General features: G+C 38.8%; 21 protein-coding genes. 19 read left to right on the top strand and 2 right to left on the bottom strand.

Annotation, left to right across the window (positions count from 1 at the left end; genetic code table 11):
• Nucleotides 1–118: 118 nt before the first annotated feature.
• Genes ACFO3P_RS00440 through ACFO3P_RS00425 form a run of 4 tightly spaced genes read left to right on the top strand, consistent with a single transcriptional unit; the run spans nucleotide 119 to nucleotide 4,064 of the window.
• The gene (locus ACFO3P_RS00440; protein WP_379542023.1) at nucleotides 119–1,246 is read left to right on the top strand and encodes an amidohydrolase/deacetylase family metallohydrolase; all 1,128 of its coding nucleotides are present in this window, start codon (nucleotides 119–121) and stop codon (nucleotides 1,244–1,246) included.
• Complete coding sequence (locus ACFO3P_RS00435) at nucleotides 1,200–2,306, top strand: DgaE family pyridoxal phosphate-dependent ammonia lyase (RefSeq protein WP_379542022.1); 1,107 nt, start codon at nucleotides 1,200–1,202, stop codon at nucleotides 2,304–2,306. The genes ACFO3P_RS00440 and ACFO3P_RS00435 overlap by 47 nt, the downstream gene beginning before the upstream one ends.
• Entirely contained in the window at nucleotides 2,306–3,058 is a 753-nt protein-coding gene (dagF, locus tag ACFO3P_RS00430; RefSeq protein WP_379542021.1) for a 2-dehydro-3-deoxy-phosphogluconate aldolase, read from the top strand. Before ACFO3P_RS00435 ends, dagF begins: the two co-directional genes overlap by 1 nt.
• Nucleotides 3,051–4,064: a sugar kinase gene (locus tag ACFO3P_RS00425; RefSeq protein ID WP_379542020.1), complete on the top strand. Its 1,014-nt coding sequence runs from the start codon at nucleotides 3,051–3,053 to the stop codon at nucleotides 4,062–4,064. Before dagF ends, ACFO3P_RS00425 begins: the two co-directional genes overlap by 8 nt.
• A gap of 141 nt (nucleotides 4,065–4,205) precedes the next feature.
• Here ACFO3P_RS00425 and ACFO3P_RS00420 read toward each other — a convergent pair whose 3' ends face one another.
• On the bottom strand, nucleotides 4,206–4,952 hold the full coding sequence (locus ACFO3P_RS00420) for a glutamine amidotransferase (protein ID WP_379542019.1): 747 nt from the start codon (nucleotides 4,950–4,952) through the stop codon (nucleotides 4,206–4,208).
• A gap of 42 nt (nucleotides 4,953–4,994) precedes the next feature.
• Nucleotides 4,995–5,393: a D-ribose pyranase gene (gene rbsD, locus ACFO3P_RS00415; protein ID WP_379542018.1), complete on the bottom strand. Its 399-nt coding sequence runs from the start codon at nucleotides 5,391–5,393 to the stop codon at nucleotides 4,995–4,997.
• A 136-nt stretch (nucleotides 5,394–5,529) separates the two neighbouring features.
• Here rbsD and ACFO3P_RS00410 point away from each other — a divergent pair, with 136 nt between their 5' ends.
• The 15 genes from ACFO3P_RS00410 to ACFO3P_RS00340 all read left to right on the top strand — a co-directional run bounded on the left by ACFO3P_RS00410 (nucleotide 5,530) and on the right by ACFO3P_RS00340 (nucleotide 22,194).
• On the top strand, nucleotides 5,530–6,528 hold the full coding sequence (locus ACFO3P_RS00410) for a LacI family DNA-binding transcriptional regulator (protein ID WP_379542017.1): 999 nt from the start codon (nucleotides 5,530–5,532) through the stop codon (nucleotides 6,526–6,528).
• A gap of 42 nt (nucleotides 6,529–6,570) precedes the next feature.
• Complete coding sequence (rbsK, locus tag ACFO3P_RS00405) at nucleotides 6,571–7,506, top strand: ribokinase (protein ID WP_379542016.1); 936 nt, start codon at nucleotides 6,571–6,573, stop codon at nucleotides 7,504–7,506.
• Nucleotides 7,507–7,538: 32 nt separating this feature from the next.
• Nucleotides 7,539–8,210: a transaldolase family protein gene (locus tag ACFO3P_RS00400; protein WP_379542015.1), complete on the top strand. Its 672-nt coding sequence runs from the start codon at nucleotides 7,539–7,541 to the stop codon at nucleotides 8,208–8,210.
• Nucleotides 8,203–8,871, top strand: coding sequence for a ribulose-phosphate 3-epimerase (gene rpe / locus ACFO3P_RS00395; protein ID WP_379542014.1), 669 nt, complete (start codon nucleotides 8,203–8,205; stop codon nucleotides 8,869–8,871). The genes ACFO3P_RS00400 and rpe overlap by 8 nt, the downstream gene beginning before the upstream one ends.
• Before the next feature lie 18 nt (nucleotides 8,872–8,889).
• Complete coding sequence (locus tag ACFO3P_RS00390) at nucleotides 8,890–10,413, top strand: sugar ABC transporter ATP-binding protein (protein WP_379542013.1); 1,524 nt, start codon at nucleotides 8,890–8,892, stop codon at nucleotides 10,411–10,413.
• On the top strand, nucleotides 10,391–11,326 hold the full coding sequence (locus tag ACFO3P_RS00385; protein ID WP_379542012.1) for an ABC transporter permease subunit: 936 nt from the start codon (nucleotides 10,391–10,393) through the stop codon (nucleotides 11,324–11,326). Before ACFO3P_RS00390 ends, ACFO3P_RS00385 begins: the two co-directional genes overlap by 23 nt.
• A gap of 72 nt (nucleotides 11,327–11,398) precedes the next feature.
• Complete coding sequence (locus ACFO3P_RS00380) at nucleotides 11,399–12,331, top strand: D-ribose ABC transporter substrate-binding protein (RefSeq protein ID WP_379542011.1); 933 nt, start codon at nucleotides 11,399–11,401, stop codon at nucleotides 12,329–12,331.
• 327 nt (nucleotides 12,332–12,658) lie between these two features.
• Complete coding sequence (locus tag ACFO3P_RS00375; RefSeq protein ID WP_379542010.1) at nucleotides 12,659–13,189, top strand: DinB family protein; 531 nt, start codon at nucleotides 12,659–12,661, stop codon at nucleotides 13,187–13,189.
• 491 nt (nucleotides 13,190–13,680) lie between these two features.
• The gene (gene codB, locus ACFO3P_RS00370) at nucleotides 13,681–14,955 is read left to right on the top strand and encodes a cytosine permease (RefSeq protein ID WP_379542009.1); all 1,275 of its coding nucleotides are present in this window, start codon (nucleotides 13,681–13,683) and stop codon (nucleotides 14,953–14,955) included.
• Entirely contained in the window at nucleotides 14,945–16,213 is a 1,269-nt protein-coding gene (locus ACFO3P_RS00365) for a cytosine deaminase (protein ID WP_256705372.1), read from the top strand. Before codB ends, ACFO3P_RS00365 begins: the two co-directional genes overlap by 11 nt.
• Before the next feature lie 253 nt (nucleotides 16,214–16,466).
• A complete protein-coding gene (licT, locus tag ACFO3P_RS00360) occupies nucleotides 16,467–17,303 on the top strand; it encodes a BglG family transcription antiterminator LicT (protein ID WP_256705371.1) in 837 nt (278 codons plus the stop codon).
• A 25-nt stretch (nucleotides 17,304–17,328) separates the two neighbouring features.
• The gene (locus ACFO3P_RS00355) at nucleotides 17,329–19,221 is read left to right on the top strand and encodes a beta-glucoside-specific PTS transporter subunit IIABC (protein WP_341173416.1); all 1,893 of its coding nucleotides are present in this window, start codon (nucleotides 17,329–17,331) and stop codon (nucleotides 19,219–19,221) included.
• Between the two features lie 14 nt (nucleotides 19,222–19,235).
• On the top strand, nucleotides 19,236–20,681 hold the full coding sequence (locus ACFO3P_RS00350; protein ID WP_256705369.1) for a glycoside hydrolase family 1 protein: 1,446 nt from the start codon (nucleotides 19,236–19,238) through the stop codon (nucleotides 20,679–20,681).
• A 279-nt stretch (nucleotides 20,682–20,960) separates the two neighbouring features.
• Nucleotides 20,961–21,413 (top strand): VOC family protein, encoded by a 453-nt coding sequence (locus tag ACFO3P_RS00345; RefSeq protein ID WP_256705368.1) that lies wholly within the window; start codon nucleotides 20,961–20,963, stop codon nucleotides 21,411–21,413.
• Nucleotides 21,414–21,441: 28 nt separating this feature from the next.
• Nucleotides 21,442–22,194, top strand: coding sequence for an SDR family NAD(P)-dependent oxidoreductase (locus tag ACFO3P_RS00340; protein WP_256705367.1), 753 nt, complete (start codon nucleotides 21,442–21,444; stop codon nucleotides 22,192–22,194).
• The last annotated feature ends 4 nt before the right edge of the window (nucleotides 22,195–22,198 follow it).

Below are 22,198 nucleotides of genomic sequence, written 5' to 3'. Positions count from 1 at the left end.
ACCTTATGTTTACTAATGTAAAAATTAATGCTAATCTATTTTATAGACAGTTAAATAATCAGGTTATGTTAGAACTTGTCTAGGATTATAATGAACGCTGACCAAAGGGATGATGGAAATGGCAGATAATGTTGTTCTGCGGAATATAAAAATGCTGGGTGGTACCTCGGCAGATATTGTGATAGAGAATAGAAAAATTGTGGATATTACGTTACCAGGAATGGGAGCTGGTGAAGAAGTAATTGATTATCAAAACAAAGCTTATGTTTCCAGTGGCTGGATTGATATGCACGTACATGCCTTTCCAGAATTCGAGCCCTATGGAGATGATATTGACGAAATAGGCTATAAAACAGGAGTCACGACCATTGTTGATGCGGGAAGCACAGGGGCTGACCGAGTGCATGAATTAGCTGAGCGTGCTCGACAGGCGAAAACAAATGTATTCGCTTTCTTGAATATTTCTCGAATTGGTTTAGAGAGAGTAGATGAATTATCGGACTTATCTTTATTAAATAAAGAAGAATTAAAACAAGCTGTGAAGAAAAGTAAAGATTTTATCGTTGGACTAAAAGCGAGAATCAGCAACAGTGTAGTAGGTCAAAACGATATAAAGCCATTAAAAATTGCACGTGAATTTTCTAAAGAAACGAAGCTGCCATTGATGGTTCATATTGGTTCCGGCCCTCCAGATATTAACGATGTATTAGGTTTACTGAAGAAAAAAGATGTCATAACACATTTCTTAAACGGGAAGGCGAATAATTTATTTGATGATAGGGGCAAACCGCTTCCTGCTTTTTTAAAAGCAATAAAACGCGGGATTCATTTAGATGTCGGTCATGGAAATGCAAGCTTTTCTTTTAAGACGGCAGAACAGGCAAAGGAATATGGGATTCATTTCCACACCATCAGTACAGATATTTATCGGAAAAACCGGCTGCACGGACCAGTGTATAGTATGGCAAATGTTTTAAATAAGTTCTTATGTTTAGGTTACTCCCTGAAAGAAGTTATAAATGGAGTAACAGTGGATGCGGCGGCATGGTTAAATAAACCTGAGCTTGGACGTATCGCCAAAGGGGATATTGCAAATCTTACCCTTTTTACCGTAGAAGATGAGACAATCGATTTAATGGACTCGGACGGTGAAAAGCGGGAAGCGAAGCAGAGAATCGAGGTAAAAGGAGTGGTGGTCAATGGCGGATACCATGCATGCAAGGTATGGGCTGAAGCGGGTTATTAATGCAAGCGGAAGAATGAGTATTTTAGGTGTTTCTGCTCCCTCGGATACCGTGATGGAGGCAATGAAAACAGGCGGACAGAACTATGTGGAAATCTCAGATTTAGTGGATAAAGCAGGAAAGCATATTGCAGGCCTGCTTCAATCAGAAGCTGCTGTCGTTGTTAATTCCGCTTCAAGCGGTATCGCGCTTTCTGTCGCCGCATTGATAACGGAAGGAAATCATAGAAAGAGTGCCAAGCTGCATCAGGAAGCAATCAAAAAAAATGAAATCGTGATGCTGAAGGGACATAACGTGCAGTATGGTACGCCAGTGGAAACCATGGTTGCTCTTGGTGGCGGAAAGCTTGTGGAAACGGGTTACGCCAATGAAGGAAGAAAAGAGCATCTAGCGGATGCCATCAATGAAAATACAGCTGCTGTTTTATTTATAAAATCACATCATGCTGTTCAGAAAAATATGATTTCTGCGGAGGAAGCCTGGGATGTTGCCCAGGAAAACCATGTACCATTAATCATTGACGCAGCTGCAGAAGAGGATTTGAAAAAATATGTGCTGCTTTCAGATTTAGCGATTTACAGCGGCTCGAAAGCCATCGAAGGACCGACATCTGGAATCGTGGCCGGAAAGAAAAAATATGTGGAGTGGGTTAAAACACAGCTGCATTTTATCGGAAGAAGTATGAAGGTAGGAAAGGAAACAACCTTTGGCCTGCTGCAGGCATTGGATGAATATGCTGTGAAAACAAATCATAGTGAAGCTGAAAAAAAGTGCTTAGATGAATTGCAGTCATTAAATACAATCGATGGTGCAACGGTAAGTACCGTACAGGATGAAGCAGGCCGTGCTATTTTCAGAGCACGGATCCACATTGATGCTGTTTTAACTGGGTGCACCGCTAAAGAGGTAAATGACAAACTCCGTCATGGCGATATAGCTATTTACACACGGGATTATGGAATTCGCCAGGGGTTCTTTGATATCGATCCCCGCCCGCTTCAGGGGGATGACATTCACGTGATTGCAGCGGAATTAAAATCCATTTTAGGAGGAAATAAATAATGAATATGGATTCTCGCTTTTATAAAAATCGAGTAGCATTAAATGTATTAGCAAGTGGTTTGGAAAATGCGAAGGAAGTCTTTGATGCAGCAGAGGGATATGTGCTGGTTGGCGTGCTTTCCAAAGACTACCCGACAGTGGATGCAGCTGTTGCAGCTATGAAGGAATATGGAGAAGCAATTGAAGATGCTGTTTCCATTGGCTTAGGTGCAGGTGATAATCGACAAGCGGCAGTTGTGGCGGAGATTGCCAACTATTATTCGGGTTCTCATATTAATCAGGTTTTCCCTGCGGTAGGAGCAACACGTGCTAATTTGCGAGAAAAAGACAGCTGGATCAATGCACTTGTATCGCCAACGGGAAAAGCAGGCTATGTCAATATTTCTACGGGTCCGATTAGTGCAGAAGCCAGTGAGACCGCTATTGTCCCAGTGAAAGCTGCCATCGCACTTGTTCGTGATATGGGCGGCAATGCATTGAAGTATTTTCCTATGAAAGGGTTGCAATCAGAAGAAGAATACCGGGCAGTTGCCAAGGCCTGCGGGGAAGAAAGCTTTGCGTTAGAACCAACAGGCGGCATTGATTTGGCTAATTTCGCTGCCATTTTAGAAATTGCCTTAGAAGCAAACGTGCCTAAAGTCATTCCTCATGTCTATTCATCTATTGTTAATAAGGAGACCGGAAAAACGAATGAGGAAGATGTTAGAAAGCTCCTGGCTATCACCAAAGAATTGGTTGATAAAGATGCGTAGGAATATAGTTGCTTTTGGCGAAGTCATGATGCGTTTGCAGGTGCCAGGATACGAATTACTCACGCAGGCCAACCATTTACAGTATTCCTTTTCAGGTACCGGTGTAAATGTTGCTTCGGCGATGACAAAACTAGGACATAAGGGATACCTGATTACCAAATTACCGGATAACCCGCTTGGGGATGCAGCAATTTCCTTCCTGCAGCGCTTAGGAATCGAACAGGGTTTCATTGCAAGGGGTGGTAAATATATTGGAATGTATTTTTTAGAAAATGGCTTTGGGCAGCGTGCAAGTCGTGTCACGTATACCAACCGCTTAGAAAGCACATTTAATACAGCAGATATTTCCGATTATAATCTGGATGTGATTGCAGCCAATACAGACATTATTCATTTTTGCGGAATCAGCCTCGCGATGACAGATACAGTCCGTTCCAGTATGAAAAAGCTGGCTGCAAAGGTTAAAGAAAAAGGCGGAAAAATTTGCTTTGACTGTAATTATCGTCCTTCTTTATGGGAAGGCGGTTATGAAGCAGCCAAGCCGCATTATGAGGAGATGCTTTCGCTGGCAGATATCGTGATGATGAATGAAAAAGATGTGATGTATATCTTAGGAATGGAGACAAAGAAGTCGGAAAGGAAAGAACAGCTTCAGGATGTTATTCCCAAAGCAGCGGAGCAGTTTCGTATTCCGGTAATTGCAGGTACTCACCGGGAGATCAATGCGGATAATACGCATTCTTTAGAAGGCTATCTGTTTAAGCAAGGGAAATTTGTGTTTTCGAAAAAGCTGACCTTTTCTGTGTATGACCGTATTGGTGCTGGAGATGCATATACGAGCGGTATTTTACACGGAGAACTGTCCGGTTTTACACCGGAAAAAACAGTGGCATTTGCAGCGGCTGCTGGTATGCTGGCGTGTACGATTGTTGGGGATACCCCGATGTCAACGGAAGCGGAGATTGTAGCGGCGATGGCTGGGGGCGTGGGGGATGTCGAGCGTTAAGGGTAAGAAGTGGGTGTAAGATAGAGTAGTCAGAAGAAACCTGAACTGGTACATACAGTATAGTTCAGGTTTTTTGACTGAAAATAGTATTGCTTTTATAATTTTAAGCTCAGTTTCTAGATTTTATAAAAATGATAAATATTATATTTTTTTAGATAGCCACTTAGCTGCATTTTGCCAGAATGTATCATAATGTTCCCATTCCACAAACTCTGGAGGCCCCCAATGAGGAGCACAGTCGCTAGCAAATGCGAAAGTCCTCCCAGCTCCGTATTCCATTGTACTTATAAATGCATGACCTTTATGTTCTGCAATTATTGTTGCGTTTTGTTTAGCTTTCAGGCGATTATAGCCAAGAAAGTGAGGCCACTCATTTGGGATGCTATTTAAGATAGGATGTTGTTTATTTATCAATTCACAATGAATACCTTCTGGATGCTCTGCACGATCGTCAGTTGCCATTAACGTAACAGGTAAGATATCTTCAATAGGGGTATCTTTATATTTTCCTTTGCAGTCAATGCCCTGGAAGGACATGTAACCACCGATCATACCAAATCCGCCACCATTTTCAACGTACGCTTTAATTAGTTCTAAACGATTTGGTTGAATAATAGAATCATTAAAAGTGCTTGCTGTTAACAACATGGAGTTGCTTCCAATATCACTTAAAAATACAGCATCGTACTTACTTAACTCTTCTATAGTTTTTGGAAAATATTTATCAACTTGGTGAGCCGGAACATGGGTCATATCTATATCGCCGTTATGAAATGCTTCCCTTAACCATTGAATTCCCTCTTCATATTCTGAATTTGTAAATGAATCAAATCCTTTAACATGAACAATATGTTTAAACCAAGTTTCTCCAGCAACTAATACATTCATAAATTAAGCTCCTCCCATGGATTAGATTTTATGTTTTACATTTTAGAACAATACTCCAGCGGTTAAGACGATATTACAATATGGCGTAAACTCACCTGTACGGATGACTACTTTAGCATCATGAACAAGATTTTGAAGCTCTGCATGAGGAATCGATTTGATTGGAAATTGGTTACTTACTACATCTAACAATTCTTTACGTTTATTAGGGCTTACTTCCATCATTTCCTTATCGATAACAGCTTCTTCTACATGGAGTTCTCTTAATACAGCTTCGAGTGTACTGATAAAGCTTGGCTGTCCCTCTATTAAAGCAAGATCAATCAGTTTAACCCCCTCAGGTACCGGTAAACCGGCATCACCAATGACAAATTTATCGAGGTGACCAGATTTAGCAATCTCTCTTGATAATTCATGATTCAATATTCCGATTTTTTTCAAAAAACCATCCCCTATCTATTGACAAAATTTTAAAAGTCTTATAAATTAAATAATATAACCGGTTACATTACTATAATAACACAAATGTAACCGCTTTAACAACGAGAATTATAAAACCGGTTACAGGAGGTGGAATATGTCTACTATCCGTGATGTGGCAAAAGAAGCAGGAGTATCTGTTGCCACGGTATCAAGAATTATTAATGGCAAAGGAAAAGTAAAGAAGGAAACGGAAGATATAGTAAAAGCTGCTATAGAAAAATTATCTTATACACCGAATAAAGTAGCGCAAGGTCTATCAAATCAGAGGTCTTATTCAATTGGATTTGTGGTGCCATCTATGAGTAATCCGATGTTCCCAGAGATTGCCAGGGGTGTAGAGGACGTTGCACAAGCTAATGGATATCAAGTTTTTCTTTGTAATACAGATGGAAAAAGAGAAAAGCTATTAGGGTATCTGGAAAATTTCAAATCTCACTATATAGACGGAATTATATTGAATTCTCATAATGTGCATCATGATGATCTTGAACAGTTAAAACAGCATAATGTTCCAGTGGTAATGGTGGACAGGGTGCTTGAAAATAGTGAAACAACATCCATAATGGTTCAAAACCGGAAAGGCGGTCAAATGGCAACGCAGCATTTAGTGGATGTAGGCTGTCAATACATTGCCCATATTGGAGGGTTGGAAGGCGAGTATAACGCCACACAACGAATGTGGGGATACTGCGATATCGTAAGCGGGAAACCATGGTTCGATCAAACCTGGTTAGGTAGAGGAGACTTCAGCGTTGATACAGGTTACCGGGTAGCGAAAGAATTATTTTCACGACACCCGGAAGTTGACGGAATCTTTGCCGGAAATGATTTGATCGCTATAGGCGTATTAAAAGCAGCATATGAGTGGGGGAAGAAGGTACCAGAGGAACTAGCAATTGTGGGCTTTGACGGGATTGAAATGAGTGGTTTAACACTGCCGCCACTGACAACAATTGAACAGCCGATTTATGAAATGGGCACATTGGCAATGACGGAATTATTAAATCATATAGAGAAGAAAGATGTGACAGTAAAAAGATATGAATTAGATGTTAAGTTGATTAGAGAAATGAGAACGAAAATAGACTTATAATGTTTCTGCATTAATTTAATTAAATAAATGAGGAGGGCGCTGATGGCTAAAATTAGTGTGGTAGGCAGTATCAATATGGATGTTGTCACCTATGTCGACAACTTCCCACAGCGGGGACAAACTGTTTTTGGTGAAAAGATAGTTGAATTCTCAGGAGGAAAAGGTGCAAATCAAGCTATTGCAGTTGCTAAACAGGAAAAGGAAGTAACGTTGATTGGTTGTATCGGTGAGGATAAGCACGGAGAATCTATGATGGACGTTTTACAGACAAACCAGGTTGATACTACTTTCCTAAAGAAATTGCCTAATACTGATAGCGGAAAGACTTCGATTATTGTAGAACAGTCAGCTGAAAATACAATCATTTATGTACCAGGTGCAAATAATGATTTACAGCCAGCCTATGTACGAGAAAGTATCCAGAAACAATCAGATTGTGAAATATTGCTGATCCAGCTGGAGACTCCTTATGACGTGGCTTTAGCTGCGATGCAAACAGCCAGAGAACAAGGGATTAAAGTTGTACTTGACCCGTGCCCGGCAATACATGTGACAGATGAGTTATTAAAATACGTGGATTTGATTTTACCAAATGAACAAGAAATTATCGATATTACTGGTGAGGCAGTGAAGGATGAAAAAACAGCACAAAGAGCTGTTGCCAGCTTAAAAGAAAAAGGAGTTCGCTCGGGTATTTTAAAGTTAGGCGGAAAAGGATTGTTTGTGTTCATAGATGATGAGTTAACGTTTGTGGAAGCTATTCAAGTAAATGCGGTAGATACAGTTGGTGCAGGGGATTGCTTTGCGGGTGCCATCGTCAGTGCATTAACTGATAGGTTGTCTCTTATGGAAGCAGCAAAATATGCAAATGCTGTTGCCGCATTAAAAGTCACTAAAAAAGGAGCGCAGATTGGAATTCCAACATTAGAAGAAATAACTGCTTTTTGTGAAAAAAGAGAATTGGATGTTCATGTTTAAAAGAAAAAGATTCTGAAGGAGGATTTCTTAATATGCTATATTTGGACACTGCAAATTTAGAACACATCAAGAAGGCATCCGAGACCAATATTATTCAGGGGATAACAACCAATCCTACGATTCTCTTGAAAGAGAATATACAACGTGAAGCGATGATCCAAGAAATTTTGAAAATAACACAGGGAACTATTTTTGTTCAGACGGCAGGAGAAACTGTACAAGAAATACTGGCAGATGCCGAGACAATCTTGTCTGTATTCCAAGATTCACGTATTGCACTGAAAATACCTGCTCATTTTGAAGGGGTAAAAGCAATAAAAAAAATAAAAATGGAAAAAGAAGAGGTAGTTATTTTAGCAACTGCTATTTATTCGACAGAGCAAAATGTACTTGCTGCTTTGGCAGGAGCAGATTATGTAGCTCCTTATATAAACAGGATGCAAAATAATCGAATCGATGCCTATAAAGTGATTAGAGAGACAAGGAAAATATATGATGATCAGCAGTTTTTAACGAAAATATTAGCAGCGAGCTTTAAAAACACAGGGCAGATAATGGAAACATTATGTGCAGGTTCTCACACTGTGACAGTTCCATTTGATTTATTTAAGAATATGGCAGACAAAGAATTATCACTAGGCGCAATCCGACAGTTCAACGAAGATGCTTTCGTATTGGGGCAAAATGGTGAGGAATATGTATAAAGTTGCAGCTTCTATCATGTGTGCAAATCAAATGGAATTGAAAAATGAATTACGTCAATTAGAAAATGCAGAAGTAGATATACTGCATTGTGATGTAATGGATGGTGTTTATGTCAATAATTTAGCGATGGGACCTTATGTTTTAGAAGATATTAAAAAGACAACATCTATCCCACTTGATATTCATTTAGCAACAAAGGAACCTGATAGGTATATTGAAATGTTTGCTCCTGTCAAGCCGGAGTATATGTCATTCCATATTGAGGCTGCAGACAACGTGCAAAAAAATATTCAAAAGCTGAGAGATTATGGTATAAAACCTGCCTTGGCATTAAATCCGGAAACACCAGTTGAACGTATTTTCCCCTATTTAGATGATCTGGAAATGGTACTGATGATGACGGTCAACCCGGGGTTTGCCGGTCAGAAATTTAATTACTCAGTACTTGAAAAGTTAGAAATTTTATCAAAAAGATTAGAGAAAAAAGCACGTCGTCCATTAATTGAAGTAGATGGAAATATCAATGAAGAAACCATCCCGTTACTGGTAGAGCGTGGAGCTAATGTCTATGTATTAGGAACCTCACAATTATTCAATCAACAACCTGAATCATATAGAAGTAAAGTTAATAATGTACAAACATTACTAAAAGGAGAATAGAAATTAGGAGGTGAAAAAATGAGTAACCATCCTTTTGTAGAGATGAATAGCATTAGTAAATCATTTTCTGGAATTAACGTATTACAGGATGTGAATTTAACTGTTCATAGAGGTGAAGTACATGCATTAATGGGTGAAAATGGTGCAGGAAAATCAACACTTATAAAAATATTAACTGGAGTTTATTCTCGAGATAATGGAACAGTAAAAATTGCAGGGAGTGAAGTCGTATTTAAAGATACAAAAGAAGCTGAAGAGCATGGTATAAATATTATTCATCAAGAATTAAATATCATACCTCATCTTACCGTTTCTCAAAATATGTTTTTAGGTAAAGAACTGACTTATGGAAAAACGGGTGTATTAAATAAGAAAAAAATGCGTGACCTGACAAGAGAGAGTTTACTAGAGCTAGGTGTTGATAATATTAGCCCGGATGAAACTGCTGGAAATTTATCTGTAGGTCAGCAGCAAATGATAGAGATAGCAAGAGCATTAGCTACTAATTCCGAATTAATTGTAATGGACGAGCCTACTGCTGCTTTAACAGATCGTGAAATTGAAAGTTTGTTTGAAGTGGTTCAATCCTTAAAGAAACAAGATGTAAGTATTATTTATGTATCCCATCGTATGGAAGAAATTTTTCAAATATGTGATCGAATTACGGTTTTACGTGATGGTCAATACGTAGGCACAGAAAATATTGAAAATACAACCTTTGATAATATTGTTAGAATGATGGTTGGAAGGGAATTAGGGGAAAGATTTCCGGAAAGAAAAGCAGAAAAAGGTGATATTGTATTTGAGGTTGAGAACCTTCAATTAGCAGAGGTTTTTGAGAACGTTAATTTTCACGTGAGAGCAGGTGAAATACTTGGAATCTCTGGATTAATGGGGGCAGGACGTACAGAAATATTGGAAACTATTTTTGGTTATCGCAAAAAAAGCAATGGGGTCTTAAAGCTTCATGGAAAAAAGGTGAAAATTTCACATCCTCTAGATGCGGTAAGAAAAGGAATCGCGTTTATTACAGAGGATCGAAAGGATAAAGGGCTCGTTATCAATGCTTCTATACGAGAAAATATTGCTTTGACAAATTTGAAAGCGATATCAAAAAAGGGTGTTATTTCAAAGAGAAAAGAAAGAAATCTTGTTGATGATTTAGTAAAAAGACTTCATGTCCGAATGGCTGGAAGAAATCAGCAAATTAAGCGTCTTAGTGGAGGGAATCAACAGAAAGTAGTTATTGCAAAATGGATTGGTATTAACCCACAAGTATTATTATTAGATGAACCCACTCGTGGAGTAGATATAGGCGCAAAAAAAGAAATTTATTCTATTATGAATGAATTAAGTGAAAAAGGTGTTGCGATTATAATGATATCTTCAGAGTTACCTGAAGTCCTGGGAATAAGTGATCGTATTATGGTGATGCATGAAGGAAAAGTAAACCGAACTTTAAGCAGGGAGGAAGCGAATCAGGAAAAAATCATGCAAGCCGCTACGGGGAGGTACCTAGATGAGAAGCCAGCTGATTCATAATGTTGCTAAATTAGGACCGTTGATTGGGTTAGTTTTGATTGTTATTATTCTATCCTTTTTAAGTGATAGTTTCTTAACAATGAATAATATATTTAACTTACTTCGGCAAATATCTATCAATGCATTAATTGCTTTTGGTATGACCTTTGTTATTTTGACAGCGGGTATAGATTTGTCTGTTGGATCAATGCTTGCATTAGGGAGTGCTTTAACAGCAGTAATGCTATCTAGCGGACTGGATCCAGTTATTGCAATTTTTATCGGTTTAATGATTGGTCTACTATTAGGAGCTTTAAATGGATTAATTATTACAAAAGGCAGGGTAGCTCCATTTATTGCAACGCTGGCTACCATGACGATTTTTAGAGGTATAACGTTAGTCATCACAGATGGGAAGCCTGTAACAGGTTTATCCGATAGCAAGATATTCGAATTTATAGGGAAAGGTTACTTCTTTTGGATTCCCATCCCTATCATTATCATGATTATCGTATTCTTCATTCTATACTTCGTGTTAAATAATACAGTGTTTGGGCGAAGAGTCTATGCAGTAGGAGGGAATGAAGAGACCGCTACCTTATCAGGAGTGAAAACAGATCGAATCAAAATCTTTGTGTATGCTATCACCGGTATGCTGGCAGTGCTTGCAGGGATTATTTTAACAAGTCGGTTGAATTCAGCACAGCCTACCGCCGGTACAATGTATGAACTGGATGCAATTGCAGCCGTTGTTATAGGTGGAACAAGCTTAATGGGAGGCAGAGGAAGAATTACAGGAACCTTGATTGGAGCTTTAATTATTGGTGTTATCAGTAATGGTTTAAATCTGCTGAATGTATCCTCTTTTTATCAGCAAATTGTTAAAGGGGCAGTTATTTTATTTGCGGTAATGCTGGATCGCAGGAAGGATTAGCCAAGGTTGTTCAGATACGCTTTCTACGTATCTATTAATAAATATAATCAATCATTTAAGGAGGAGTAAAAAATGAAAAAAAGTATTGTTGGGATTTTTGCAATCATTTTGATGGCTTTTTTGGCAGCATGTTCAACAGATACACCTGGGTCTGAATCAAGCGGTGATGATGAAGCTGATAATGGAACAATAACAATTGGTTTTTCTATCTCTACTTTAAATAACCCTTTCTTTGTTGATTTGCGTGATGGTGCGGAATCGACAGCGGATGAAGAAGGCGTTGAAATTATTGTTGCAGATGCACAAGACGATTCTTCAAAGCAATTAAATGATATAGAAGATTTACTGCAGCAGGATATTGATATATTATTAGTTAATCCAACTGATGATGAGGCGATTGTTGCTGGAATAGAGTCAGCGAATGCAGCGGAAATTCCTGTGATTACTGTAGACCGCAGTGCAGCTGACGGGGAAGTAGTAACCCATATTGCTTCTGACAACATAGCTGGTGGCGAGATGGCTGGACAATTTATTGCAGATGCATTAGGTGAAGATGGTGGAGACATGGTTGAACTAGAAGGTATTGCTGGGGTGCTAGCTACGTTGGAACGTGGGGAAGGTTTTCACAATATTGTTGATGAAATAGAAGAGATAGAAGTTGTCGCTAATCAAACTGCGAATTTTGATCGTACAGAAGGATTGTCAGTCATGGAAAATATACTGCAGGGAAATAGTGATATCAGTGCAGTATTTGCGCATAATGATGAAATGGCTTTAGGTGCTGTAGAAGCATTAGACTCTCAAGGTTTATTGGACGATGTTATTGTGGTTGGATTTGATGCTACTGATGATGCACGTAACGCTGTAGAAGAAGGACGGATGCAAGCAACTATTGCCCAACAACCACTTTTAATAAGCGAGGAGGCCATTAAGGCTGCAGTGGATGTAGTAAATGGAGAAACAGTTGAAGATTTTATTCCGGTTGATTTAGAATTAATTGAGTAGTTTTTTTGATATTAAAGATAGATGAATTTGTTTGAAGTATAGTTTATCTAAGTGTTGGATGTCTATCTGTTTGTTTTATGGGGTGTTACATTATTAAGTATCTTGTGTAACACCCCTTTGATTTGCGTTTACAAGTAACAACTGATTAAAGAAATCATGTTACCTTTTTAAAAGAAATTTTTATTTGATTATATTACTAGCATAGTGTTTTTAACTCTATAATTATAAATTCAATAATGTAATAGGAAGTACAACCGCTCCACTTATCTTTATGATAAGCTAAAAGATAGATTTCTGAATATAAATAAAATTAATGGGATGATAACCATGTACAAAAACCTCCCCCCTCTTTTTGATGAACTCCAGACAATGCGGGATAATTATTTCCATACAGAAATTTTCAACTCATCGATTCACATTAGAGCAGTTCCTGATAAATGGAGTGTTGCAGAATCGATTTACCATTGCTATTTATTGCTGAAACTTACCCGGATAACATCTGTCTATTACTTGCCTATCGCCCGTGCTTATATGAAGGTTCGCCGGCCAAAGGTGAAGCGGTATTTGGATGATATGTCTAATATATATAGCGGAAAAACAATGAAGGCGCCTTTTATTTTGAAGCCGAAAATGAAGCGGGAATACACGCTTACGGAGCTGCGAGATTTATTAGAAGAAGAGACGGAAAAGATGAAGAAATGTGTAGCATCTCTTACCAAAGAACAATGCTACTGGATAAGGTATCCGGATCCTGTACCTGGCTACCCGAATGTGATACAAGTGGTGAAGCTATTAAGGATTCATGAGGAGCATCATTATAGGGTAGTGTTGGAACGAGAGGCAAAGTCTAGGAAATAAGAATCAAGTCATTGGATGAGGTATGTACGGAATGCCATAAATACATCTTGCCAATATTTCCAAGGTGACAACCCGGCGATTTTATGCCATAATATATTTTGATAAATATACTGGTACCTTTAAATCAGTCCAGAGAGGCTGACAAGGACAGCGCGAATAGAATAGTTACCATGTGGAGTACCTTTGGGAAAGGTACCTTCAGGTGTATGCTATTTAGGAAAAGCTTCTTGTCAGGGATTGGACAGGGAGCTTTTTTCTTGTCTATAATCTCGAAAGAATCAAGTTTTTCGGTGCCAGTTTCTTAAAGAGGAAGTTCAAAAAGCCCCCAAATGATAAGCGGCGAATCTCTGCGTTGACGTAGTTTTTCCGATACTCACGTATTTAAAAACATACGCTCCGTTCGTAAAAACTACGTCGCCTTGATCTTCTTGCTTCTAATTTGGCTACTTTTTGAACAGTTTCTTATATTTTAAGATATTGGAGGAATTGGTATGTCACAAATAGATAAAGAATTTTCATTGCAGGCAGTGCCGCAGACGCATCGAAATGGATTTTGGAAGATTTTAGCGGTTATGCTGTCGCTCAGTTTTTTCTCAGCGAGTATGATGTCTGGAGGAACATTAGGAACAGGGCTTTCTTTTTCTACGTTTATTTGGATTGTACTGGCTGGTAACCTGATTCTTGGGCTTTATACAGGTTCCTTAGCTTATATTGCTTCTAAAACAGGATTATCTACGCATTTATTAGCACGTTATGCATTTGGAGAAAAAGGTTCTTATTTAACCTCCTTCTTACTTGCTTCTACACAAGTGTGCTGGTTTGGAGTAGGTCTGGCAATGTTTGCTATTCCTGCTGCCAAAGCAACAGGGGCAAATGTCTATCTGTTAATTGGTGTTTTTGGCATATTGATGACTGTTTCGGCCATCTTTGGAATGAAAACTTTAACCCTGCTGGGATTTATTGCAGTTCCGGCAATCGCTATTTTTGGAAGCTACTCCATGGTTAACTCGGCAAATACAATGGGCGGAATCCATGAACTATTTGCTTATGAACCAGCACAGGTAATCAGTGTCGGATTAGCGTTAACGATTTGTGTAGGGTCATTTATCAGTGCCGGAACGCTTACGCCTGACTTTGCCCGCTTTGCAAAATCAGCGAAATCGGCAGTAACCGCAAATATTATTGCTTTCTTCCTTGGAAATTCATTGATGTTTTTATTTGGAGCAGTTGGCGCGATGGCCTTCGGTATGGCGGATATTTCGGATGTGATGTTTTTACAAGGGCTGATGATTCCTGCTATTATTGTGTTAGGCTTAAATATTTGGACAACTAATGATAGTGCATTGTATGCGTCTGGTTTAGGATTTGCAAACATTACCAAGTTTTCCAAGAAAAAAATCGTCGTGTTCAACGGAATTGTTGGGACAATTGCTGCCATGTGGTTATACAATAATTTTGTTGGATTCTTAAATGTTCTCGGATCTGCACTGCCATCGATTGGAGCAATCATATTAGCAGATTATTATCTGGTCCGCCGCAGAAAATATGAACCCTTTGAAACAATGACATTTAAATCTGTAAACTGGGTAGCAATTATTGCCTGGGCAGGCGGTGTCGCTGTTGCTAATTTTGCCCCGGGAATTCCGCCAATCAATGCATTGTTAGGAACAACAATCATTTATGTGGCCGGAATGAAAATAGTGTCACAAAAAGAAACGGTCACCGTACCATTAAAAGAGAAGGATGAGATAGTCAGTGATTATTAAAAATGCAAAGCTTAGAGGAAAAGATGGCCTTTGGCACATCGTTATAGAAAATGGTAAATTTAACGCAGTAACGCAGGAGCTTCCGCAATCTGAAGATAAAGAAGTAATGGATGTACATGGTGGGCTGGTTCTTCCGCCTTTTATTGAACCGCATATTCATTTAGATACAACGTTAACAGCAGGCGAGCCTGCATGGAATCAGAGCGGAACGTTATTTGAAGGAATCCAGCGCTGGTCGGAACGCAAAGAAACACTCACCATAGAAGATGTGAAAAAAAGATCTAAAACAGCATTGAAATGGCAGATTGCTCAAGGCATCCAGCATGTCCGTACGCATGTGGATGTGACTGATCCGGAACTGACTGCCTTAAAAGCAATGCTGGAAGTGAAGCAGGAAATGGCTCCTTATGTAGATATCCAGTTGGTTGCTTTCCCGCAGGAGGGGATTTTATCCTATCCGAATGGAAAGGAACTTTTGGAGGAAGCGCTGAAAATGGGGGCTGATGTTGTCGGCGGCATCCCGCATTTTGAATTCACAAGAGAATACGGCGTCGATTCGATGAGAGTCGCATTTGACCTTGCTGAAAAGTACGATAAATTAGTAGATATTCATTGTGATGAAATTGACGATGAGCAGTCTCGTTTTGTAGAAGTAGTCGCAAAAGAAGCTTATGAGCGCGGATGGGGCGAACGTACAACAGCGAGCCATACGACAGCAATGGGTTCTTATAACGATGCCTATACATCAAAGCTATTCCGTCTGCTGAAGATGTCTCATATCAACTTTGTGTCTAACCCGCTTGTAAATATTCATCTTCAGGGTAGATTCGATACGTATCCAAAACGCCGCGGTTTAACCCGAGTCAAAGAATTGCAGGAAGCAGGAATGAATATCTGCTTTGGCCATGATGATATTTTTGATCCATGGTATCCGCTGGGAACGGGCAACATGCTTCAGGTATTGCATATGGGGATCCATGCATCGCAGTTAATGGGCTATGAGCAAATTGTTAATTCCATTGACCTGGTTACTCAAAACAGTGCCAAAACACTTCATATTGAAGACAAATATGGTATTGAAGCAGGCAAGCCGGCGAATTTCATCGTCTTATCCGCTGATAATGAGTATGATGCTGTTCGCAAGCAGGCAACGGTAACACATTCCTTCAGAGATGGAAAAGTGATTGCTCATACAAAGCCAAGTGAGGCGTCTATTGTTTTACATGATACAGAAGAAAAAGTGACGTTTGATAGATAAAGTGAATGAAAAAGCGTACCCTTGGCTGGTGCGCTTTTTTTCTGTGGGTGGACGAAGTGTTTAAGGGGACGGAGTGTTAAAACTCTTTAAAAGGTATTGATTCCTATTTTTAATTATGATAATATCTCTAATATAAAATAAGGATTGTAACTGTCAGGCAGGCAAAACCTCAAAACGTATCGCGTCTATCGAAGGGTAGAGGGGATTTTTTGTGGTTTTGCCTGCTTTTTTTGCGTGTTCGGAGGGAGAACGTATGAAAATTGAAAAAATATTAAATAATAATGCATTCATCTCGCATGACGAGCATGGCAAGGAAGTCATTGTCATGGGAGTTGGACTGGCTTTTGGTAAAAAGAATGGGGAACAAATTGAACTGACGGGGCGTTACAAAATATTTTCGAATGATTCCATGATTAATGAACGATTGAAAGCGATTGTTTCAGAGATTCCTGAGGAGTATATGAAAATTACGGAACGGATTGTTTATATATTAGAAAAACAGTTTGATAAAACAGTTGACGATGTTATTTATATTTCCTTAACAGAACATATTCATGGTGCAGTGGAACGACTAAAGAAGGATATTCAAGTAACGAACCCCATGTTAATGGACATCAAAAGGTTATTTAAAGATGAGTTTGAAACCGGTTTAATCGCCTTGGATGATATCGAACGGCAATTTGGGATGAAGTTCGATGAAAATGAAGCTGCCTATATTGCACAGCATTTGATCAATGCCCAATTAGATAATATGGCAGATATCACGAATATTTCCAAGCTGATGAAAGAAATCATCGATATCATTAAATACTTTTTCCGAATGGATTTTAATGAGGATTCGATTTACTATTACCGCTTCATTACCCATTTGAAATTCTTTGCCCAACGTGTCATTAGCGGACAGAGCTATCAGGACGAAAACGAGGATTTATTTGAAATATTTAAAGCAAAGTATATTAAAAGCTATGAGTGTGTTGTTAGAATTGCACATCATATCCAAACAAATTATAACTACCGTTTAAACACTGACGAACAGCTTTATTTTATGATTCACATTGAAAAAATTACGAATAAATCGTATAAAAATTAGGAAGTAAGGGGTGTACAGGAAAACGATGGATGCTCAAAAAGTTGCGGAACAGATATTGAAAAAAGTAGGCGGCCCAGAAAATGTGCATAGTCTCGTACATTGTATGACTAGATTGCGATTCACATTAAATGACGAGTCTATCGTGGATGACGAAGAAGTAAAGAAAACACAGGGCGTCCTGGACGTCATGAAAAAGAACGGACAATACCAAATTATTATCGGTAATGAGGTAGGCGCTGTTTATAAAGAGTTGAACAATCTGGGGAATTTTGGATCTTCAGATGATCAGCCACCTGAGAATAAGAAAAAACAGAACATATTTTCAAGAGTTTTAGATGTTATCGCAGGGTGTATGGCACCTGTTATCCCCGCATTGATTGGTGCGGCGATGATCAAGGTACTTTTGATTGTTCTGCCGATGATTGGTTTGCTAAGTGAAACAAGTCAAACGTATCAATTATTAACGGTAATTGGTGATGGGGCATTCTACTTTATGCCTGTATTGATAGGGATGTCTGCTGCGAAAAAATTTGGAACAAATCAGTACTACGCAGCAAGTATCGCTCTAATTTTGCTGCATCCGGATTTTATATCCTTTATGGGTGACGCTAGCAAAGCGGGAGAAACTGTTCGATTTTTTAACCTAATACCGGTAACGGATGCTACCTATGCTTACTCTGTTATTCCAATTATTCTATCCGTTTGGCTATTATCTTACATTGAACCATTAGTAGATAAAATTACACCGGCAATTACGAAGAATTTCTTGAAACCAATGCTGGTTCTTTTAATTACCGTGCCTATTGTGATGGTAATCGTGGGACCAATTGGCGCTATCATAGGTGAAGGGCTATCTGATGTTGTCTTTATGATTCATGATTATTTAGGATTTATTGCGGTCGGATTGATTGCAGGTGTTTTCCCGTTTATTGTTATCACCGGGATGCACCATGCATTTACTCCTGTAAAATTAAGTGCCATTGCACAAACTGGCTACGAGGCGTTTATCAGTATCGCTGAGTTATGCTCGAATATGGCTCAAGGTGCTGCTTCCTTAGCAGTTTCGATTAAATCTAAAAACAAAGACTTGAAACAGACTGCAGGCTCTTCCGCGTTTTCAGCATTATTAGCCGGTATTACAGAACCGGCACTATACGGGGTTACCCTGCGCTTGAAAAAACCAATGCTAGGAGCCTGTATTGGTGCTGCAGCGGGCGGTTTAGTCGGAGGATTATTCCAATTGAAATCTTTCGGGGTTGCAACCCCTGCCATTGTAACGATACCTCAATATATTGAAGACGATCGTGCGATAACTCTGCTTTATGTCATCATTACAATGTTGGTTACCATCGTTATATCTTTTATAGCCACGTACATCATTGGCTTTGAAGATATTCCGAGTAACGATGGAGAAGAGGAAGAAAACGACGAGAATAAAGAACAACATACGAAATATGCTTTAAATACAGGCATCAAAATTGGCAGTCCAGCAGAAGGCTGTGTGATTTCTTTAAAAGAAGTAAACGATCAAACTTTTTCAAATGAACTTTTAGGAAAAGGGATAGCTGTCGTACCTGATAAAGGAGAAATTGTCGCTCCTTTTGATGGAAGGATAGATGTATTTTTTGAAACGGGGCATGCAATCGGTTTGAAATCAGAGTCGGGAGTAGAGTTGCTTATCCATGTAGGATTAGATACAGTAAACTTAGAAGGAAAATATTTCACCCCTAAAAAAGAAGCAGGAGAAATGGTTAAAAAAGGCGAAACATTACTAGCGTTCGATATCGATAAAATCAAGGCTGCTGGATACGACGTAACTACACCTATTATCGTTACCAATAGCAACGAGTTTATGGATATTGTCGGACAGGAAAAAGAAAAAGTAGAAAAACTAGAAAGTATCCTAACGATTGTTTAAAGGAGAGGAAGAAGATGACAGAATTAAGAATGCCGAAAGATTTCCTCTGGGGAAGCGCATCTGCTGCTTACCAAATTGAAGGAGCTCATAAGGAAGATGGGAAAGGAACATCCAATTGGGACGAATTTGTGCAGATTCCTGGAAAAACGTTTAAAGAAACGACTGGGGAAGTTGCAGTAGACCATTATCATCGCTATAAAGAAGACATAGCTTTGATGGCGGAAATGGGATTGAAAACATATCGATTCTCCATTGCCTGGACAAGAATTTTTCCAAATGGCCGAGGGGAAGTAAACGAATCTGGTCTAGAGTTCTACCAAAATATCATTGATGAATGTCTAAAACATGGAATAGAACCAATGGTTACGCTATACCATTGGGACTTGCCTCAAGCGCTTGTAGAAGAATACGGCGGCTGGGAGAGTGAGCAGGTTATTGATGATTATGTGAACTATGCGGTTGTTCTATTTGATGCGTTTAAAGATAAAGTGAAATATTGGATCACGATGAATGAACAAAATATCTTCACAACGCTGGGCTGGATGACTGCGCAGCATCCACCAGGTAAATTTGATAATGAAAAAATGTACTATGTAGTAAACCACCACGCCTTTTTAGCACATGCTAAAACCGTTTTGAAGTTTAAAGAAATCATCCCTGACGGCAAAATCGGTGCAAGCTTTGCGTATAGCCCAAGCTATGCGATAAACGCTGATCCAATCCATGCCATGTCTAAGATAGATTTTGATAACTTGAAAAACTTCTGGTGGATGGATGTCTATGCTTATGGACGCTATCCAAAGAATACGTATCGCTACTTAGAGAAAAAAGGAGTAGCTCCAACTGTTACTGCAGAAGATGCAGCTCTTTTAGAAGCCGCAGCAAAACAGATTGATTTTATGGGAGTCAATTATTATCAAACCAGTGTAGCGGAATATAATCCATTAGACGGTGTCGGTCCTTATGGGGAAATGAACACTTCCGGCAAAAAAGGAACAGGGGAAATCACTGGAATTCCTGGCCTGTTCAAGAATCCATCGAATCCGCATCTGGAGACAACAGATTGGGATTGGACAATTGACCCAATGGGACTGCGGTATGCTTGTAAAGAAATCACAAGCCGCTATAATCTGCCAATCATTATCTCAGAAAATGGATTGGGCGCATTTGATGATAAGACAGAAGATAATCAGATTCATGATGACTATCGTATTGCTTATTTAAATGCCCATGTGTATGAGCTGATGAAGGCGGTAGATGAAGGATGTGACGTTTGGGCTTATTGTACATGGTCCTTTACAGACTTGTTAAGCTGGCTGAATGGTTATCAAAAACGTTACGGCTTTATATACGTAGACCGGGATGAAGAAGGCGGATCATTGGATCGTTATAAGAAGGATAGTTTTTATTGGTATAAGGATGTTATCAAATCCGATGGTGCGACGATTACAGAGGAATGATAGAGGAAGAGGCTGGCTTTTGGGTCAGTCTCTTTGGTTTTTTTAATATAATTTTTAATTGGACACGCACTAGAAGAAAAATAAAGACTTCTACATAAAGATTTGATTAAGAAACTGAGATTTCTATTTTAGTGATGTTTAAAAACATCAATGATGCTTTTGGACATCAATGATGCTAATATAAACAAGTGAATCATGTACTTATTTGATAAAAGAACTTGGCATGATTTTTGCATTAGAACTATGAATAGAAATAATGATGTTAAAGGGAGGGAATTAATGATGGGGAGAATTACTGGCTTTATTCATAGTGGTATTACAGTTAGGAGTTTAAGTGAATCACTAAATTTCTATGTGGATTTGTTAGGGTTAGAATTACTATCTACGCAAACAGTTACAGCAGATTATGTTTTTAAAATTGTTGAGATACCAGGGTTGGAAAAAGTTGAAATAGCTTTTGTGAAAATACCTGGTGGAAATGAAATTGAAATTTTAGAATATGGTGGCCCCAAAACATATCCTGGAAATGCGAGATCGTGTGATTATGGGACAGGACATATTTGCTTAAAAGTAGATGACTTAGAAAGCATATATAAAGATTTTAAAGAAAAGGGAGTTCAATTCCAATCTAAAGGTGTAGTAGATATTACTTCTGGTGCAAATAAAGGAGCAAAAGCACTGTATATGCTTGATCCAGATGGTTATATTATTGAGTTAATGGAAAATCTTTAAAATGTAAGCGTCTACAAGGAGGGTGTCAATGGAAGATTTAAAAGGAAAAAAAGCTATAGTGACGGGAGCAGTACAAGGGTTAGGAAAAGCCATGGCAAAAGGATTATTAGAATGTGGGGTAAAGGTTTGTATTTTGGATATTTCTTCTAATTTAAAAAATACAGTGAGTGAGCTGAAAGCAAAAGGGTATGAGGCGGAAGGGTTGCAGGTAGATTTATCAGATAGAGATACACTCGTAGATAGCTTTTCCGAAGCTTTAAATTTGTTAGATGAGGAGCTTGATATATTAGTAAATAATGCTGGTATTCATAAACCGCAGCCAGCTTTGACATTAGCTGTTGAAGATTTTCAAAGCATTTTAGATATAAATGTAACTTCGGTGTTTCGGCTTAGTCAATTGGCGGCTGAAGAGATGAGAAAAAAGAAAAGAGGAAGAATCATTAACATTGCCTCTGTACTTGCTCTACAAGGGGGATATAATGCCTCTGCATACTCAAGCAGCAAAGGGGCAGTTACCCAATTGACAAAATCTTTGTCTAATGAGTGGGCTAAAGAAGGGATAAATGTCAATGCAATTGCACCTGGATACTTTCATACAGAGTTAAACCGTTTCATCTTGGAAGATGAAGCAAGATATAATTCACTCGTCAGCAGGATACCTGCCAATAGGTTTGGAAATCCTGAAGAGTTATCAGGAATTGTGCAATTCCTGTCTTCAGAAAAATCAAATTATATTAATGGAGCTGTTATACCAGTAGACGGTGGGTTTATAGGAAGATAAATCC

It is taken from the genome of Oceanobacillus aidingensis (assembly GCF_042654105.1).
Lineage (GTDB): Bacteria > Bacillota > Bacilli > Bacillales > Amphibacillaceae > Oceanobacillus > Oceanobacillus oncorhynchi.
Note: the sequence above shows the minus strand (reverse complement) of the source record. Positions and strands in the feature narration are given on the sequence as shown.